This is a genomic window from Microbacterium sp. CCNWLW41 (genome assembly GCF_037083505.1).
Genome location: NZ_JBAOJP010000013.1, coordinates 20,221 through 35,110, shown reverse-complemented (window position 1 = coordinate 35,110; position 14,890 = coordinate 20,221). Strand labels below are relative to the sequence as shown.

The following is a 14,890-nucleotide window of genomic DNA, read 5'->3' as shown; positions in this document are numbered from 1 at the left end:
GCGTCAGGACTCGCTGGACACCTCGGCGAGCAGCTCGGGCCACCGCCGGTCCAGGATCCGCCCGCCGAGGACCGCGCCGCCCCACACCGCGGCGCCGCCCAGCGCCACGCCCAGGATGAGGCTGACGCCGCCCAGCCACGGGGTCCAGATCGCCGCGATCGCGAACCCGAACGCCGGTGCGCCGACCACGAGGGCCACCGGGGTGATGATGAGCATCGCCAGCATGGACTGCACGCCGCCGGAGGAGCCGCGCCCGAACGGGCTGGCCTCGGGGGCCGGAGCGCGTCCCGGGAGGAAGGCGCCCACCCAGGCGCCGGCGCCGGCGGCGCCCGCGCCGAGGCCGATCGCGGCCCCGAGGCTCGCCGGGAGCAGGTCGATCCGTCCGACGAGCAGGCACGCGGCGAGGCAGAGGACGATCGTCACCGGAACGGCGATGATGCCGAAGCCGAGGAGCCGGCCCGCGCGGTCGGCGGTCCCGCGCACCCCGGCGTGGATGTGCAGCGCGATCGCGTCGTTGTCGTAGGCGATCCCCATCTGGATGATCGTCCCGATGAGCAGGGCGTTGACGGAGGGGATCAGCACGGTGGCGGGGGAGAGCTGCGAGGCGTCCCCGCGCAGCCCGTTCATCACGGCGAGCCCCACGAGCAGCGCGGGAAGGAGCAGCATCATCACCACGTTGATGACCTGTCGCGGGTCACGGCGGAAGTAGCGGAGGGTGCGGGCGGCCACCGCTCCCGCCGGGGTCGCCGGGAGCAGACGGTCGAGCATCCGCCCGGAGCGGACCCGGCCTCCGCCGCGCAGCTCGACCGGAGCGACGAGGCGAGCGGCCAGCAGCCCCCGGGCGGCGAACCAGAGGGCGGCCACCGTCGCCAGGGCGATGAGGAGGCGCAGCCCCGCCGCCGCGAGGTCGCCGTCGACGAGCGCCGCGGGGACGCCGAACGCGGCGCCGAGCGGGGTCCAGGCCACGACGCCGGCGATGGCGGTCAGCACCGTCCCGACGTCCTTCGCGGTGCTGACCGCACTGATCACGATGTTCACGAGCAGGCCCGAGCTGGCCAGCAGGAGGACCCCGACGGTGAGCACGAGATCCCGCATGCGCCGGTTGGCCAGCCATCGGGCGAGCAGACCGCTGACGACCCGGGCGCCCAGGACGCACGTGACGAGGGCGACGGGGAGCAGCAGGACGGCGGCGATCATCGCCGGGATGCTCACGGACCACCCGACGAGCATCAGCAGGAGCGCCAGTGCCGTGCCGAGTCCGCCGATCGTGGTGGCCCCCGCGACGACCATGCCCGGCAGCAGCGTCCCCGCGGTCACCGGGAGCAGCGCGAAGCGCTCCGGGGCGAGAGCGTCATCGGCGCTGACGATGATCGATCCGACCCACCAGCCGGCCACGATCACGGCGCCCACGAGCACCATGGCCGTCACCGCCGCCTCGGGCGCGGCGACGCGCAGCGCGGCGAGGCCTCCGGCCAGGAGCGCCAGCATCCCCGCGGCCATCAGCCCGGTGACGACGAGCGTGACGATGAGCCAGGGGTTCCGGCCCAGCTGGTGGCCGAGCTGCCGCCAGCGCAGGCCTACGAGGAGCGCAACCACGCCAGGGTCTCCGATCCGAGGTCATGGGCGCCGACGAGGGTCAGGAAGCGCTGCTGCAGGCTCATGCCGTCGCGCACCTCTTCGAGCGTGCCGTGGGCGAGCAGCCGCCCCTCCGCGACGATCGCGACCCGGTCGCACAGCGACTCCACGAGCTCCATCACGTGACTGGACAGCACGACGGTGCCGCCGCCGGCGACGTACGCGCGGAGGATCTGCCGGATCGTCTCGCCGGAGACGGGATCGACGGCCTCGAGCGGCTCGTCGAGGATGAGCAGGCGCGGCGCGTGGATGAGCGCGCACGCGAGGCCGATCTTCTTGCGCATCCCGGCCGAGTAGTCCACGACGAGCGTGTCGCCGGCGTCGGCGAGACCGAGCGCCTCGAGCAGCTCGCCGGAGCGCGTCACGACGTCCGTCTCGGTCATGCCGCGCAGCAGCCCGGTGTAGCGCAGCAGCTCCGCGCCGGTGAGGCGGTCCAGCATGCGGACGCCGTCCGGGAGGACGCCCATCCGGGCCTTCGCGGCGGCCGGGTCCTGCCACACGTCGGCGCCCAGCACCCAGGCGGATCCGGCGTCGGGACGCAGCAGCCCCGTCGTCATCGCGAGCGTCGTCGTCTTCCCGGCGCCGTTGGGCCCGAGGAGTCCGAGCATGGACCCCGCGGGGACGTCGAGGGAGAGGTCGGCGACGGCCACCTTCTCCCCGAACTGCTTGCGGAGGGCACGGAGGGCGAGCACCGGGGGCGGTGCCGTGGGGTCGGTCATGCCTCCATCCCACCATGCGCGCCCCGCCCGGGACATCCGCCTCCAGACGGATCCTCGGAGGCGGTGCGCCCCGGGCTCAGTTCGAGGACGGGATGATGATCGCCTCGGTCGGCGGCGCGGGGTCCTGGTGGTGCCCGAGATAGCCGGTGCGCTCCAGGAGCGCGCGGCGGAAGGCGCTCGGCCGTTCCTGGTGCGGCACGCCGTCCACGCCCTCCAGCATGACCTCGGTCACGTCCCCGCCGGCGCGGGTGTACGCGGCGAGGGCCTCGCGCATGGGAGACGCGGCCGCGCGGTCGTCGTCGCCGTGGATCCAGAGCACCGGCGGGGTGTGGTCCGAGTCGGCGAGGCCGGCGGTGTCCACGTCCTCCGAGCGCGGGGCCTGGAGCGTGAGGCTCAGCACGGGGGACTCCGATGCGTACTGGACGGCGACGGCCCCGCCGGTCGACCAGCCCACGAGGTGCGCGGTGGCGATCCCGAGGGCGTCGAGCACGGCACGCACGTCCTCGACGGCGGCGGACACGTCCAGGGTGGCGCCGGCCTCGGACGCATCCGTCACACGCGCGCGGTCGGCCGCCCCGCGCAGATCCACGGCGATCACGCGCAGGTCCGAGGGCAGGTCCAGCATCATCTCCTGCCAGAGGAGGGCCGGGGCGACGTCGCCGTGGACGAAGACGATCGTCGCATCGGGGTCGGCGGAGACGGCGTCGCCGGATCGCTCCAGGACGCCGACCCGGCGGTGGGGCGCGTCGATCAGGCGCGCGGAGATGCCCTCGAGGAGGGCGTCGGGATCGGGCATCGGTGCCTCCTTCCGTCGCGGATCCCTCGCGGGTCCGCGCTGCTTCCGACTCTACGCGCGCAGACGCGGCACGGCGCGGTGGCGCGGCGGCCCCGGTCGTTGGGCGACACTTCGACTCGCTTCGTTCGCTCGCTCGGTGCGGGGCTCCGCGAGTCGAGACGCGGTCACCCGGGGTGGCGGCGTTTCGTCTCGTCGCTGCGCTCCTCGCTCAACGACCGGGTGGCGGTTCTCGGCGCTGAGCGCGCGGGCGCGGGACCGGGTCAGCGATCGAGGGCGGCGAAGCGCTCGATGTCGCTGTTCGTGCCGGAGACGATGATGAGGTCGTGGTTGGTGACGACCGTGTCGGCCTCCGCGTAGCGGAAGGGCTTGCCCGGGCTCTTCACTCCCACGACGGTGACGTTGTACTTGGAGCGCACCCCGGACTGGTTCAGCCCCACGCCGCGGATGAACTTCGGCGGGTACATCTTGGCCAGGACGAAGTCGTCGTCGAAGCGGATGAAGTCCAGCATCCGGCCGCTCACGAGGTGCGCGACGCGCTCGCCGGCCTCGCGCTCCGGGTAGATGACGTGGTTCGCGCCGACGCGGGCGAGGATCTTGCCGTGGGACTGGGACACGGCCTTCGCCCAGATCTGCGGGACCTTGAGGTCCACGAGGTTGGCGGTGATGAGGACGGACGCCTCGATCAGTGATCCGACGGCGACCACCGCGACCTGGAAGTCCTGGGCGCCGATCTGCCGCAGCGCGTCGATGTTGCGCGCATCGGCCTGCACGGTGTGCGTGACGCGCTCCGACCACTTCTGCACCAGCTCCAGGCTGTCGTCGATCGCGAGCACCTCGCGGTCCAGGCGGTCCAGCTCCCCGGCGCACGCTGCTCCGAACCGGCCCAGGCCGATGACGAGCACGGGTGCATCGGTGCGCAGCACTTCAACCATGCCGATTACTCTAACGCCGTCGTTTCCCCCGCCGAGACCCCCTCCGGCCGTCGACACCCCCTCTGGCGCGCGCGGATACGAGGGGGTCTCGGCGGGGCGAGGGGGTTTCGGGGAAACGACGCGGGATCAGCCCACGATCGGGCGCTCGACGGGGAGGGAGTAGAGCTGCGACCGGCTCGTCGCGGCGACGGCCGCCGCGAGGGTGACCGTGCCGACGCGCCCCATGAAGATCGTGGCCGCCATGATGTAGCTCGCGCCGTCCGGAAGGCTCGCGGTCACGCCGGTCGACAGGCCCACCGTGCCGAACGCCGAGATCACGTCGAAGAGCACTTCGACGACCGGCTCCTTGGTGATCTGCGCGATGGCGATCGTGGAGACGGCGACGATCGTCGCCCCCCACGCCACGACGCTGAGCGCCACGCGCTGGACGTCGCTCGGGATCCGCCGGCCGAACGCCTCGACCGACGGGCGTCCCTTCGCCTCCGACCACACGGCGAGGGCGAGCACGGCGAGGGTGGTGACCTTGATGCCGCCGGCCGTGGACGCCGATCCTCCGCCGACGAACATGAGCATGGACGCGGCGAGCAGGGAGGAGCCGTTGAGGTCGGCCTGGTCGATCACGGAGAAGCCGCCCGACCGGGTCATCGCCGACTGGAAGAAGGCCTGGAACGTCGTGTCCGCGGCGTCCATGGATCCGAAGGTCCGCGGGTTGTCGTACTCCAGGAGGAGGAACACGCCCGCTCCGATGATGAAGAGCAGGACCGTCGTGATCAGGGTCAGCTTGGTGTGCAGAGACCACTTCTTCACGTGCCAGAGGTTCCGGGTCAGGGTGTAGATCACCGGGAACCCGATGCTCCCCAGGAACACGCCGACCATGAGCAGGCTCAGGACGAGGTAGTCGTCGGCGAAGGGCGCGAGCCCGCCCGGGTTCGGGGTGAACCCGGTGTTGGTGAACGCCATGGCGGCGTAGAACGGGGCCTCCCACAGCGCCGAGATCGGATCGACGCCGGCCATGAGCAGCGACGGGTACAGCAGCACCATGAGCCCGGCCTCGATGACGAGGGCCGAGATCGCGACCGTGCGCAGCAGCTGGCCGACCTCGCCGAGCCGGACGGTCTGGCTCTCGTTGACCGGGCCGCCGTGCGCGCGCATCGGGTTCGTGTCTCCGGCCGCGATGAGCTTGGCGCGCAGGCCCAGGCGCTTCGAGATCACCAGGCCCATGACGGAGGCGAGGGTCAGCACGCCCAGTCCGCCGATGTTGACGCCGACGAACACGACGGCGTGGCCGAACGGGGACCAGTGGGTGGCCATGTCCACGGTCGACAGGCCCGTCACGCAGATCGTGGAGACGGCGGTGAACAGGGCGTCGGCGAGCGGGGTGACCGTCCGGTCCGCGCTCGCGATCGGCAGCGACAGGAGCCCGGTGAACAGCAGGATGAGGGAGGAGAATACGACGATCGCGAAGCGCGAGGGAGAGGACGTCGTGAGGTCCTTGCCCACGCGGACCACGTCGCGCAGGTTCGCGCCGAGCGATCGCGGCTGTCCGCTGCGCGCCATGTCCCCCCGTCCTTCCGGTGACTCCCCGCGGAGCCCTCGTCATGGTACTCCGCCCGTGTCGCGGCTACCCTGATGTCATGACCGACATCTTCGACGTGATCTCGGACGGCACGCGGCGGGACATCCTCCAGCTCCTGCTCCGACGCTCCGCCGAAGGGGATGCCGGCACCAGCGTGACCCAGATCGTCAGCGAGCTGGGGATCAGCCAGCCCACCGTGTCGAAGCACCTGAAGGTCCTTCGCGACAGCGAGCTCGTCACGGTGCGCGAGGACGGTCAGCGCCGCTTCTACAGCCTGTCGGTCGGCCCCCTCGAGGAGGTCGACGACTGGCTCGTCCCGTTCCTCGTCGACGCGTACGGGGATTCCGCTCCCGACCTCTCCGGAGTCGTCCCGCCCCTGCCGGGCGGGGCCGCCCAGGCGGCGGAGGCCGTCGGCCGCGCGGCGGCGTCGGCCAAGCACGTCGTGCAGACCGCGCTCAAGCGCCTGGGCGCCTGAGCGCGGCCGTTCCCGCACACACGGTCGGCGGGCGATCGGTCAGCGGCGTCCGGCCTTGCGCCGGTAGAGCCAGGACCCCCAGGCGGCGGCGACGGCGAGGATCACCACGCACCAGCCGATGGCCCACCACTGCTGCCCCTCGAGAGGGGTCCCCAGCAGGAGTGCGCGGACGGTGTCGATGATCGGCGTGAGCGGCTGGTGCGCCGCGACCGGCTGCAGCCAGGAGGGCATCGAATCGACGTGCACGAACCCGCTCGACAGATAGGGCAGGAACAGGAGCACGAAGCCGTATCCGTTGGCGCCCTCCGGGCTGCGGGCGGCCAGTCCGATCGCGGCGAACAGGTAGGTCAGGGCGAGGATGTACAGCGCCAGCAGGCCCGCGACGGCGATCCAGGCGCCCAGGTCCGCATGCGGACGGAAGCCCACGAGCAGGCCGACGCCGATGACGACGGCGGTCGCGACGAGGTTGCGCACGAGGCTCCCGATCACGTGCCCGGTCAGCACCGCGCTCGCTCTCAACGGCATGGTGCGGAAGCGATCGATGATGCCGTTCTTCATGTCCGCCGCGACGGAGACGGCGGTCGTGGCGGCGCCGAAGCCGGCGCAGGTGAGGATGATCCCCGGGACCACGTAGTTGACGTACCGGCCGCCGGGGTCGATCTCGCCGCCGAAGACCCACGTGAACATCAGCATGAGCATGACCGGCAGCAGGATCGCCATGAGGACGGATTCTCCGTCGCGGAGCGAGTGGCGAAGGCTCCGGCCGACGAACACCGCTTCGGGCGTGGCGCCGCGCAGCCGCGGCCGCGGCGCGGGGGAGGGGACGAGCGGGGCGTCGGGGGTGAGGGCGGCGGTGCTCATGCGGACTCCTTCAGGAGGCTCGGCCCGGCGGACGCGGGGCGGGCGCCGGGGGCGGTGGTGAGGGCGAGGAAGACGTCGTCGAGCGTGGGGCGCCGGAGGGAGACGATGCCGTCGACGTGATCGGCGGCGAGCTCGTCCAGCGCCCGGCGAAGGCCCTCGATCGAGCCGTCGGTGGTGAGCTCGCTCAGGAGCGCGCCGTCGGGGCCGTGCAGCTGGACCGACTCCGCGCCGACGCGCTCCTTCAGCTCGGCGGCCGTGCCGAGGGCCGCGATGCGCCCCTGGTCGATGACCGCGATGCGGTCGGCGAGCTCGTCGGCCTCCTCCAGATACTGGGTGGTCAGGAACACCGTGGTGCCCGCAGCGGCCACGGCGCGGATGACGTCCCAGAGCTCGCGGCGGCTGCGGGTGTCCAGACCGGTGGTCGGCTCGTCGAGGAAGAGCACCTCCGGCGTCGTGACGAAGCTGAGCGCGAGGTCGAGCCGGCGGCGCATCCCCCCGGAGAACGTGCCGACCCGGCGGGTCGCCGCGTCCTGGAGACCGAAGCGACCCAGGAGCTCGGCCGCGCGCTGGCGGGCATCGCCGCGCCCGAGGCCGGCCAGGCGAGCGAAGAGCACGACGTTCTCGGCGGCGGTGAGGGCGTCGTCGACGGCGGCGGCCTGGCCGGTGAGGCTGATCCGCCGCTGCACCTCCACGGGCTGCGCGACGACGTCATGCGCGGCGACCTCGGCCGAGCCCCCGTCCGGGTGGACGAGCGTCGTGAGGATGTTGATGGTCGTGGTCTTCCCGGCGCCGTTCGCGCCGAGCAGCGCGAAGATCTCGCCGCGTCGCACGGTGAGGTCGATGCCGTCGAGGACGGTGAGGGTGCCGAACCGCTTGCGCAGGCCCTGCACGTGGATGGCGGGACGCATCGCGTCTCCCTTCTGTGTATGGATGAAACTGTTTATGACCATAACACACTGTTTATGCAATACACAGGCCTAGACTGAGGGCATGTCCAGCGAGTCCGACGCCGTCCTCTCCGATCCGCCCGAGCTGCCGCGCGGGATCGCGCTCGCCTGGGGCATCGCGTCGAACCCCCAGCGCGGACCCAAGCGGGAGATGAGCGTGGAGCGGATCGTGGAGACCGCGGTCGCGCTGGCCGACCGGGACGGACTCGGTGCGGTCTCCATGGCCGCCGTCGCCAAGGAGCTCGGCTTCACGCCGATGTCGCTCTACCGCTACGTCACCGCGAAGGACGACCTCCTGCTCCTGATGCAGGAGGAGGCGACGGGTCTGCCCCCGTCGGATCACGCCGACGCCGACGGCTGGCGCGCGAAGATCGAGGCGCTGCACCGGGCGCAGGTCGGGGTGTACCTGCGCCACACGTGGCTGCTGAGCCTGCCGATCCACGGTTCCCCGGTGACGCCGAACAACGCGGCGTGGATGGACGCCTACCTCACGGCGCTCGCCGACACGCCCCTGACTGCGGACGAGCGGCACGCGACGATGCTCGCGATCCTCGGCCACGCCCGCTGGTACGGGATCGTCACGGCCGGGTACACGGAGGCCGCGCGGGACCAGGGGATCACGGTCGAGGAGGTGGATGCCCGCGAGGCGGCGATCTTCTCCGCGGTGGTCGACGCCGAGGCGTATCCGGCCCTGCGGGCGGCGCTCGACGCAGGCGTCATGCAGTCGACGGCGGATCCGTTCGCCTTCGGGCTGGAGTGCCAGCTCGACGGCATCGAGGAGGCGATGCGGCGCCGGCGCGAGGCGTCGGCGAGCGGGGGCGAGGTCGCGCGGAGGGGGCTCCCGGCGCTCGACTCCGCCGCAGTCCCGCCGGAGCTCCTCGCCGACAAGCGATACAAGGCGGCGGAGAAGACCGTACGGGAGGCCGAGAAGGCGCTCCGCGACGCGGAGAAGGCGCTCCGGGCGGCCCGAAAGGCGCAGGGGCAGGCCCGCCGGGAGGCCGAGGAGCGGCTCGGGCGGGCGCGCGCGACGTGATCCGGGGCCGCACCCGCCGGCGATCACAGCAGTCACTCGGGTTTACACCCGTCGCGGACAGCCCCTAGAGTGTGGGCTACCGGAAGAAGGGGGTACGGGGGATGCCCGAACTGCAGGATGTGCGGTTCCTGACGGTGGCCGAGGTCGCCGAGATCATGCGCGTGTCGAAGATGACGGTCTACCGTCTCGTCCACGCGGGTGAGCTTCCCGCCGTGCGCTTCGGCCGCAGCTACCGCGTGCCCGAGTCGGCGGTGACCGCCGCGCTGCAGCGCCCGATCGCCGACGCGGGCTGAGCCGCCGGGCCGTCCCCGCGCCGGCGCTCGTCGCCGCATAGGCTAGGATGGTCCGAGGCATTTTCCGTGCCCGATCCCGGGTGTCGTCCGTATCGACGCCCAGCCCCTGACATAGTGAGGTTTCCGTGGGTTCTGTCATCAAGAAGCGCCGCAAGCGCATGGCGAAGAAGAAGCACCGCAAGCTGCTTCGCAAGACTCGCCACCAGCGCCGCAACAAGAAGTAAGCGGCACACAGGTAGCGATACCGCCACTGAGCGCCCCCGACGGCTCCGCCGTTCGCCGGGGCGCTTCGTGTGTCCGGGGGCGTCGGAGCCGGCCGCGCACGGGTCTGCGAGAATCGCAGCATGAAGACGATCACGACGGCCGAGCTCGCCGACCGGCTCCAGGAGCCGCTCATCGACGTCCGCGAACGCGACGAGTTCGCCCAGGGGCACATCCCCGGGGCGGTCAACATCCCGATGTCCGAGCTGCGGGGCCGTCAGCACGAGCTCCCCGACGGCGCCATGAACGTCGTCTGCCTCGCGGGCGGGCGCTCGGCACGCGTCGTCCAGGCGCTCGAGGCCGAGGGCTACGACATGACCAACGTCGAGGGCGGCACGCAGCAGTGGGTCGCGGAGGGACGCGAGCTGGAGCACCCGTCCGCATGATCCGCGTCGACCTGATCGGCAAGCCGGACTGCCATCTCTGCGAGGTCGCCTCGGACGTGATCGATGTCGTCGTCGCGGATCTCCCCGACGCTCTGGCCGAGAGCATCGAGATCACCGAGCGCTCGATCCTCGACGACAAGGCCCTGTACGACGAGTGGTGGGAGAAGATCCCGGTGGTGCTCATCGACGGCGAGCTGCACGCGCACTGGCGTGTGTCGCCGGACCGGCTTCGGGACGCCCTGACCCTGCGCGCCGAGGAGACGGCCTCATGACCCTGCGGCACGTCGTGATGTGGCGGATGGCCGCCGAGGACCCGCGGCAGCGTGCCGAGCACGCCGCGGAGGGCGCGCGCCTGCTCGCCGCCCTGGAGGGTGTGGTCCCGGAGATCCAGTCCCTCTCCGCCGGACCGAATGCGGCCTATCCGGAGGAGAACTGGGACCTGGTGCTCGTGGCGGACTTCGCCGACCAGGCCGCTCTGGAGCGCTACCAGGTGCACCCCGCGCACCAGGAGGTCGTCGCGTACATCCGTTCCGTGGTCGGCGCGCGCGCCGCCGTCGACATCGCCCTCTGAGCGCCCTGCCGGGTCACGACCGTTCCGCAACACGATCGTGACCCGCCCGGGTGGGACCGGGGTTCGTGGACACGGATCCTCCGTGTCAAGATGGCATGCACCCCACCCGCACGGGCGGCGATCCCGTCCCTCGACATAGGAGTCGAAAATGTCTCGTCGAACCCCTCTTCTGCTCGGTCTCGCCTTCGCCGCGGCCGCGTCCCTCACCCTCGCCGGCTGCGCGGGCTCCGGCGACGCCCCCTCGGAGGTCCCCGGCGGCACCCCCGCGGCCGGCGACGACTACGGCCTGGTCACGGCCGGAACCCTCACGGTGTGCTCGGATGTGCCGTACCCGCCCTTCGAGGTCGAGGACCCCAGCGCCGAGACGGGGTACTCCGGCTTCGACATCGATCTCCTCGGCGCCATCGCCGAGAAGCTGGGGCTGAAGCTCTCCGTGCAGGACGTCGGCTTCGACGCCCTGCAGTCCGGGGTGACGCTGGTCTCCGGCACCTGCGACGTCGGCGCCTCCGCCATGACCATCACCGACGAGCGCAAGGCGAACATCGACTTCTCCGACCCGTACTACGACTCGCTCCAGTCGCTCCTCACGCGCACCGACTCCGGGATCAAGAGCATCAAGGACCTCGACGGGAAGAACGTGGGCGTCCAGCAGGGCACGACCGGAGAGTCCTACGCGACCGAGAACGCGCCGGGCGCCCAGCTCGTGCAGTACCCCTCGGACGGCGAGCTCTGGCCGGCCATCCAGGCGGGGCAGATCGACGCCATCCTCCAGGACCAGCCCGTCAATCTCGAGCACGAGAAGGCCGACAAGTCGTACAAGATCGTCGAGACCTACAACACCGACGAGCAGTACGGCTTCGCCTTCGCGAAGGGGGAGAAGGAGGCGCTGCTGACCGCCGTCAACGGGGCGCTCAAGGAGCTCCGCGACAGCGGCGAGTACCAGACCATCTACGACTCGTACTTCACGGCGGAGTGAGCGGCCGGGTCGAGACGGACGAAGGTCTTTGACGATGGCGTTGAAACGGACCACCAGAGCGCGGCTGTACCGCCTCGTGATGTACGTGATCTTCTTCGCGGCGATCGCGGCCATCGCGCTCTCGATCAACTGGGGGAAGGCCATCCCCCAGTTCTTCAACCTGGAGGTCGCGGCGAAGCTCTTCCCCGGGATCATCACGGTGGGGCTGCGCAACACGATCCTGTTCACCATCATCGCGTTCACCGGCGGACTGCTGCTGGGCATTCTCTTCGCGCTGATGAAGCTGTCCAGCATCGGGCTGTTCCGCTGGTTCGCCACGGCGTGGATCGAGTTGTTCCGCGGGCTTCCCGCGCTGCTCACGATCTTCTCGGTCGCCTTCATCGTGCCGGTGGTGTTCGGCTGGAAGGTGCCAGGAGGGCCGGTCGGGGCCGGACTGCTGGGCCTCATGCTGGTGGCCTCGGCGTACATCGCCGAGGTGATCCGCGCCGGCATCCAGGCGGTGCCGAAGGGGCAGACCGAGGCGGCGCGCTCCCTGGGCATGTCGCCGCTGAAGACGATGTTCTGGATCATCCTCCCTCAGGGCTTCCGGATCATCATCCCGCCGATGACGAACGAGCTGGTGCTGCTGCTGAAGGACACCTCCCTCGTCTTCATCGCGGGAACCTTCATCTGGTCGAAGGAGCTCACCACGCTCGTGCGCGATGCGAACACCGCCAACGCCAACGCGACGCCTCTGATCGTCGGCGCGCTGCTGTACCTCGTCGTCACGATCCCGCTCACGCGGTACACGGCATGGCTGGAACGACGACTGGCGAGGGAACGATGAGCACGGACCTGATCGACGTCCAGGCGCCCGCGATCGATGTGCGCGGCCTGGTGAAGAGCTTCGGCGACAACGAGGTGCTGAAGGGCATCGACCTCACGGTCACGGCGGGGGAGGTCGTCTGCGTGATCGGGCCCTCCGGATCGGGGAAGTCGACGCTCCTCCGCTCGGTGAACCTGCTGGAGGAGCCGACCGCGGGCAGGGTCTTCATCGAGGGGATCGACATCACCGATCCGGAGACCGACATCGACCGGGTGCGCACCCGGATCGGGATGGTGTTCCAGAGCTTCAACCTGTTCCCGCACATGACGGTCCTGGACAACCTGACCATCGCCCAGCGCCGGGTGAAGAAGCGGCCGAAGGCCGAGGCGGAACGGGTCGCGCACGAGATGCTCGGGCGCGTGGGGCTGGAGGAGAAGGCCGCCGCCTACCCGGGCCACCTCTCCGGCGGCCAGCAGCAGCGCGTGGCGATCGCCCGGGCGCTGTGCATGAACCCGGACATGATGCTGTTCGACGAGCCGACCTCGGCGCTGGACCCCGAGCTGGTGGGGGAGGTGCTGCAGGTCATGCGCACCCTCGCCGACGAGGGGATGACCATGCTGGTGGTGACGCACGAGATGGGTTTCGCCCGCGAGGTCGGATCCCGGCTCATCTTCATGGCCGACGGGAACATCGTCGAGGAGGGCGATCCCCGCGAGGTGATGGCCAACCCGCGGAATCAGCGCACGAAGGACTTCCTCTCGCGCGTGCTCTGACCCCGGACGACGAAGGGGGTACGGGATGTCCCGTACCCCCTTCGTGGCGCCGAGGGGTCAGCCGTCGACCTCGACGACCTCCGCGTCCGCGGCGTTGCGGCGCACCGAGTCGATGCCGTTCACCGCACCGGACTTGGAGGCGTAGCCCTCGCCGGTGGCGATCACCTCGCCGTTGCCCGCCTTCAGCCGGAACCGCCACTCGCCGTTGCTGCTCTGGTACAGCTCGAACTTGCCCGCCATCGTGCGTCCTCTCGGATCGGATCTCGGTCGGGCGGATCCCCGACTCTGGGCTCACGTTATCCAGCCGTCGGTGCGGAGGGGAAGAGCGCCGGGGGAGCGCGCTCCGCGCGGTTCCGCACGGCGGGATCGCGCGCGCCGCGCGGAACCGGCATATCGGTGGGTCGGGCGCGGCCGATACCATGACGACGAGTCCCGCCCCCGGGACCGGAAGTGAGGTGCCATGCCCCCGTGGCTTCTGATGCTCGACGTCGTCGACGGCGTCGTGCCCTGGACCGTGTGGGGGATCACCGCGCTGGTCGTGGTCGTCCTCGTCGCGCGTCGTCCGACGAAGAGCTGGGCGCTGGCGACGGTCATCGGAGCCCTCACCGGCGCCATCCTGGGGACCGCCGCGCTCCTCGTCCTTCGCGCCACCGGCGTCCTGCCGGATCCGCTCCCGGCCGTCGTGGGCTGGGCGATCGGAGGACTCGCCGCGCTGGGGCTCGTCATCGTCTCGATCTTCTTCCGTCCGGCCTGGCGCCGCATCGTCGCCGTCGTCGCGGTGCTGCTGGTGCTGCTGTCCACCGCGATCGGCGTGAACGCGGCGTTCGGCGTGGACCGCACGCTCGGAGACGTCCTGGGCATCTCGACCCTCGACAAGGCCGACCGCCTTCCCGGCCCGGGACCCGAGCCCGTCGTGAGCCCGGCCGTCCCGCTGTATGAGAGCTGGACCCCTCCGGCCGGCATGCCTGCACAGGGCAAGGTCCTCGAGCTGTCGGGCGATCTCGCCATCCCGTCCACGGCGGGCTTCGTCGCACGTCCGGCCTCGATCTACCTCCCGCCGGCCGCCCTGGTCGCGCGGGAGGACATGCCGGCCCTGCCGTTCATGGTGCACATGATGGGTCAGCCCGGCGACCCGAATCCGCAGTTCATCCAGGCGGCGATGGACGAGCTGGCCGCGAAGAACAAGGGGCTCGCGCCGATCGTCATCGTCGCCGATCAGCTGGGCGATCCGAACCGGAACCCCGCGTGCGCCGACTCGAAGACCTATGGCGGCGTCGACACCTATTTCAACAAGGACATCGTCGAGTACGCCAAGACGAAGCTCAACATCCTGCAGGATCCGAAGTTCTGGACCATCAGCGGATACTCGAACGGCGGGGCGTGCGCGCAGGTCTGGGGCGCGGAGCACCCGGAGATCTGGGGCAACATCGTCAGCATCTCCGGCGAGGAGTTCCAGGGCTCCGAGGAAGAGGACCAGGTGCTCTCCCAGGTGTTCGGCGGCGACAAGGCCGCCTACGAGGCCGCGAAGCCGGCCGCCGTGATGGAGCGGAACAAGGGCAGGTTCGCGGGCCACGCCGCGATCTTCACCGTCGGAGACCAGGACACCGCCTACGTCCCGCATGTCACGAAGGCCGAGGCGACGGCGAAGGCCGCGGGCTTTGACACCGCCCTGTTCATCGTGGCGGGCGGCGACCACGTCCAGAAGGGCCTTCAGCTGGGCATGCCCCTGGCGTACGGCGCTCTCTTCCCGCACATCGGCCTGGCGCCGCCGGGCTGATCCCGCCATCGCAGGTCGGCTGATCCCGGTCCCGCCGGTCCGTCCCCCTCCCACCCCGCCGAGAAAGGCACACC

Annotated in this window: 19 protein-coding genes; 11 read left to right on the top strand and 8 right to left on the bottom strand. The window is 71.0% G+C overall.

Going from position 1 to position 14,890, the window contains the following annotated elements; genetic code table 11:
* Positions 1-3: 3 nt before the first annotated feature.
* From V6R91_RS32600 to V6R91_RS32580, 5 genes are all read right to left on the bottom strand, one after another.
* Positions 4-1,596, bottom strand: coding sequence for a hypothetical protein (locus tag V6R91_RS32600; protein WP_271060295.1), 1,593 nt, complete (start codon positions 1,594-1,596; stop codon positions 4-6).
* Positions 1,578-2,354: an ABC transporter ATP-binding protein gene (locus tag V6R91_RS32595; RefSeq protein ID WP_271060296.1), complete on the bottom strand. Its 777-nt coding sequence runs from the start codon at positions 2,352-2,354 to the stop codon at positions 1,578-1,580. The genes V6R91_RS32600 and V6R91_RS32595 overlap by 19 nt, the downstream gene beginning before the upstream one ends.
* A 76-nt stretch (positions 2,355-2,430) precedes the next feature.
* A complete protein-coding gene (locus tag V6R91_RS32590; RefSeq protein ID WP_271060297.1) occupies positions 2,431-3,150 on the bottom strand; it encodes an alpha/beta fold hydrolase in 720 nt (239 codons plus the stop codon).
* A gap of 260 nt (positions 3,151-3,410) precedes the next feature.
* On the bottom strand, positions 3,411-4,082 hold the full coding sequence (locus tag V6R91_RS32585) for a potassium channel family protein (RefSeq protein ID WP_067246661.1): 672 nt from the start codon (positions 4,080-4,082) through the stop codon (positions 3,411-3,413).
* 126 nt (positions 4,083-4,208) lie between these two features.
* Positions 4,209-5,639: a TrkH family potassium uptake protein gene (locus tag V6R91_RS32580; RefSeq protein WP_336398790.1), complete on the bottom strand. Its 1,431-nt coding sequence runs from the start codon at positions 5,637-5,639 to the stop codon at positions 4,209-4,211.
* Positions 5,640-5,716: 77 nt separating this feature from the next.
* Between V6R91_RS32580 and V6R91_RS32575 the strand changes: the two genes are divergently transcribed.
* The gene (locus V6R91_RS32575; RefSeq protein WP_067246663.1) at positions 5,717-6,133 is read left to right on the top strand and encodes an ArsR/SmtB family transcription factor; all 417 of its coding nucleotides are present in this window, start codon (positions 5,717-5,719) and stop codon (positions 6,131-6,133) included.
* A gap of 39 nt (positions 6,134-6,172) precedes the next feature.
* Here V6R91_RS32575 and V6R91_RS32570 read toward each other — a convergent pair whose 3' ends face one another.
* Both V6R91_RS32570 and V6R91_RS32565 read right to left on the bottom strand, forming a co-directional pair.
* On the bottom strand, positions 6,173-6,994 hold the full coding sequence (locus tag V6R91_RS32570) for an ABC transporter permease (RefSeq protein WP_336398789.1): 822 nt from the start codon (positions 6,992-6,994) through the stop codon (positions 6,173-6,175).
* Positions 6,991-7,902, bottom strand: a complete 912-nt coding sequence (locus V6R91_RS32565; protein ID WP_336398788.1) for an ATP-binding cassette domain-containing protein — start codon at positions 7,900-7,902, stop codon at positions 6,991-6,993. Before V6R91_RS32565 ends, V6R91_RS32570 begins: the two co-directional genes overlap by 4 nt.
* An 82-nt stretch (positions 7,903-7,984) precedes the next feature.
* Between V6R91_RS32565 and V6R91_RS32560 the strand changes: the two genes are divergently transcribed.
* The 9 genes from V6R91_RS32560 to V6R91_RS32520 all read left to right on the top strand — a co-directional run bounded on the left by V6R91_RS32560 (position 7,985) and on the right by V6R91_RS32520 (position 13,039).
* Complete coding sequence (locus V6R91_RS32560) at positions 7,985-8,974, top strand: TetR/AcrR family transcriptional regulator C-terminal domain-containing protein (RefSeq protein WP_067246672.1); 990 nt, start codon at positions 7,985-7,987, stop codon at positions 8,972-8,974.
* Between the two features lie 101 nt (positions 8,975-9,075).
* Positions 9,076-9,267 (top strand): helix-turn-helix domain-containing protein, encoded by a 192-nt coding sequence (locus V6R91_RS32555; RefSeq protein WP_067246676.1) that lies wholly within the window; start codon positions 9,076-9,078, stop codon positions 9,265-9,267.
* A 125-nt stretch (positions 9,268-9,392) separates the two neighbouring features.
* Positions 9,393-9,491: a 30S ribosomal protein bS22 gene (locus tag V6R91_RS32550; RefSeq protein WP_003792170.1), complete on the top strand. Its 99-nt coding sequence runs from the start codon at positions 9,393-9,395 to the stop codon at positions 9,489-9,491.
* A gap of 120 nt (positions 9,492-9,611) precedes the next feature.
* Complete coding sequence (locus tag V6R91_RS32545; protein ID WP_336398787.1) at positions 9,612-9,914, top strand: rhodanese-like domain-containing protein; 303 nt, start codon at positions 9,612-9,614, stop codon at positions 9,912-9,914.
* A complete protein-coding gene (locus V6R91_RS32540; RefSeq protein WP_271060300.1) occupies positions 9,911-10,186 on the top strand; it encodes a glutaredoxin family protein in 276 nt (91 codons plus the stop codon). The genes V6R91_RS32545 and V6R91_RS32540 overlap by 4 nt, the downstream gene beginning before the upstream one ends.
* Positions 10,183-10,485 (top strand): Dabb family protein, encoded by a 303-nt coding sequence (locus V6R91_RS32535; protein WP_271060301.1) that lies wholly within the window; start codon positions 10,183-10,185, stop codon positions 10,483-10,485. Before V6R91_RS32540 ends, V6R91_RS32535 begins: the two co-directional genes overlap by 4 nt.
* Before the next feature lie 148 nt (positions 10,486-10,633).
* On the top strand, positions 10,634-11,461 hold the full coding sequence (locus V6R91_RS32530; protein WP_271060302.1) for a basic amino acid ABC transporter substrate-binding protein: 828 nt from the start codon (positions 10,634-10,636) through the stop codon (positions 11,459-11,461).
* 34 nt (positions 11,462-11,495) lie between these two features.
* Positions 11,496-12,287: an amino acid ABC transporter permease gene (locus V6R91_RS32525; RefSeq protein ID WP_271060303.1), complete on the top strand. Its 792-nt coding sequence runs from the start codon at positions 11,496-11,498 to the stop codon at positions 12,285-12,287.
* Entirely contained in the window at positions 12,284-13,039 is a 756-nt protein-coding gene (locus V6R91_RS32520; protein WP_271060304.1) for an amino acid ABC transporter ATP-binding protein, read from the top strand. Before V6R91_RS32525 ends, V6R91_RS32520 begins: the two co-directional genes overlap by 4 nt.
* A 57-nt stretch (positions 13,040-13,096) precedes the next feature.
* On the opposite strand, the gene V6R91_RS32515 is transcribed toward V6R91_RS32520, so the two are convergent.
* On the bottom strand, positions 13,097-13,279 hold the full coding sequence (locus V6R91_RS32515; protein WP_067246698.1) for a YegP family protein: 183 nt from the start codon (positions 13,277-13,279) through the stop codon (positions 13,097-13,099).
* Between the two features lie 220 nt (positions 13,280-13,499).
* On the opposite strand from V6R91_RS32515, the gene V6R91_RS32510 reads away from it, so the two are divergent.
* Positions 13,500-14,816 carry an alpha/beta hydrolase gene (locus V6R91_RS32510; RefSeq protein ID WP_336398786.1) on the top strand — a complete coding sequence of 439 codons (1,317 nt, stop codon included), beginning with the start codon at positions 13,500-13,502 and terminating at the stop codon, positions 14,814-14,816.
* Positions 14,817-14,890: the final 74 nt, after the last annotated feature.

Coding starts and splice junctions, on each gene's coding strand:
- V6R91_RS32545 (WP_336398787.1), top strand. CDS start 9,612: ATGAAGACGATCACGACGGCCGAGCTCGCCGACCGGCTCCAGGAGCCG.
- V6R91_RS32525 (WP_271060303.1), top strand. CDS start 11,496: ATGGCGTTGAAACGGACCACCAGAGCGCGGCTGTACCGCCTCGTGATG.
- V6R91_RS32535 (WP_271060301.1), top strand. CDS start 10,183: ATGACCCTGCGGCACGTCGTGATGTGGCGGATGGCCGCCGAGGACCCG.
- V6R91_RS32595 (WP_271060296.1), bottom strand. CDS start 2,354: ATGACCGACCCCACGGCACCGCCCCCGGTGCTCGCCCTCCGTGCCCTC.
- V6R91_RS32520 (WP_271060304.1), top strand. CDS start 12,284: ATGAGCACGGACCTGATCGACGTCCAGGCGCCCGCGATCGATGTGCGC.
- V6R91_RS32510 (WP_336398786.1), top strand. CDS start 13,500: ATGCCCCCGTGGCTTCTGATGCTCGACGTCGTCGACGGCGTCGTGCCC.
- V6R91_RS32590 (WP_271060297.1), bottom strand. CDS start 3,150: ATGCCCGATCCCGACGCCCTCCTCGAGGGCATCTCCGCGCGCCTGATC.
- V6R91_RS32515 (WP_067246698.1), bottom strand. CDS start 13,279: ATGGCGGGCAAGTTCGAGCTGTACCAGAGCAGCAACGGCGAGTGGCGG.
- V6R91_RS32555 (WP_067246676.1), top strand. CDS start 9,076: ATGCCCGAACTGCAGGATGTGCGGTTCCTGACGGTGGCCGAGGTCGCC.
- V6R91_RS32585 (WP_067246661.1), bottom strand. CDS start 4,082: ATGGTTGAAGTGCTGCGCACCGATGCACCCGTGCTCGTCATCGGCCTG.
- V6R91_RS32580 (WP_336398790.1), bottom strand. CDS start 5,639: ATGGCGCGCAGCGGACAGCCGCGATCGCTCGGCGCGAACCTGCGCGAC.
- V6R91_RS32570 (WP_336398789.1), bottom strand. CDS start 6,994: ATGAGCACCGCCGCCCTCACCCCCGACGCCCCGCTCGTCCCCTCCCCC.
- V6R91_RS32575 (WP_067246663.1), top strand. CDS start 5,717: ATGACCGACATCTTCGACGTGATCTCGGACGGCACGCGGCGGGACATC.
- V6R91_RS32560 (WP_067246672.1), top strand. CDS start 7,985: ATGTCCAGCGAGTCCGACGCCGTCCTCTCCGATCCGCCCGAGCTGCCG.
- V6R91_RS32530 (WP_271060302.1), top strand. CDS start 10,634: ATGTCTCGTCGAACCCCTCTTCTGCTCGGTCTCGCCTTCGCCGCGGCC.
- V6R91_RS32540 (WP_271060300.1), top strand. CDS start 9,911: ATGATCCGCGTCGACCTGATCGGCAAGCCGGACTGCCATCTCTGCGAG.
- V6R91_RS32565 (WP_336398788.1), bottom strand. CDS start 7,902: ATGCGTCCCGCCATCCACGTGCAGGGCCTGCGCAAGCGGTTCGGCACC.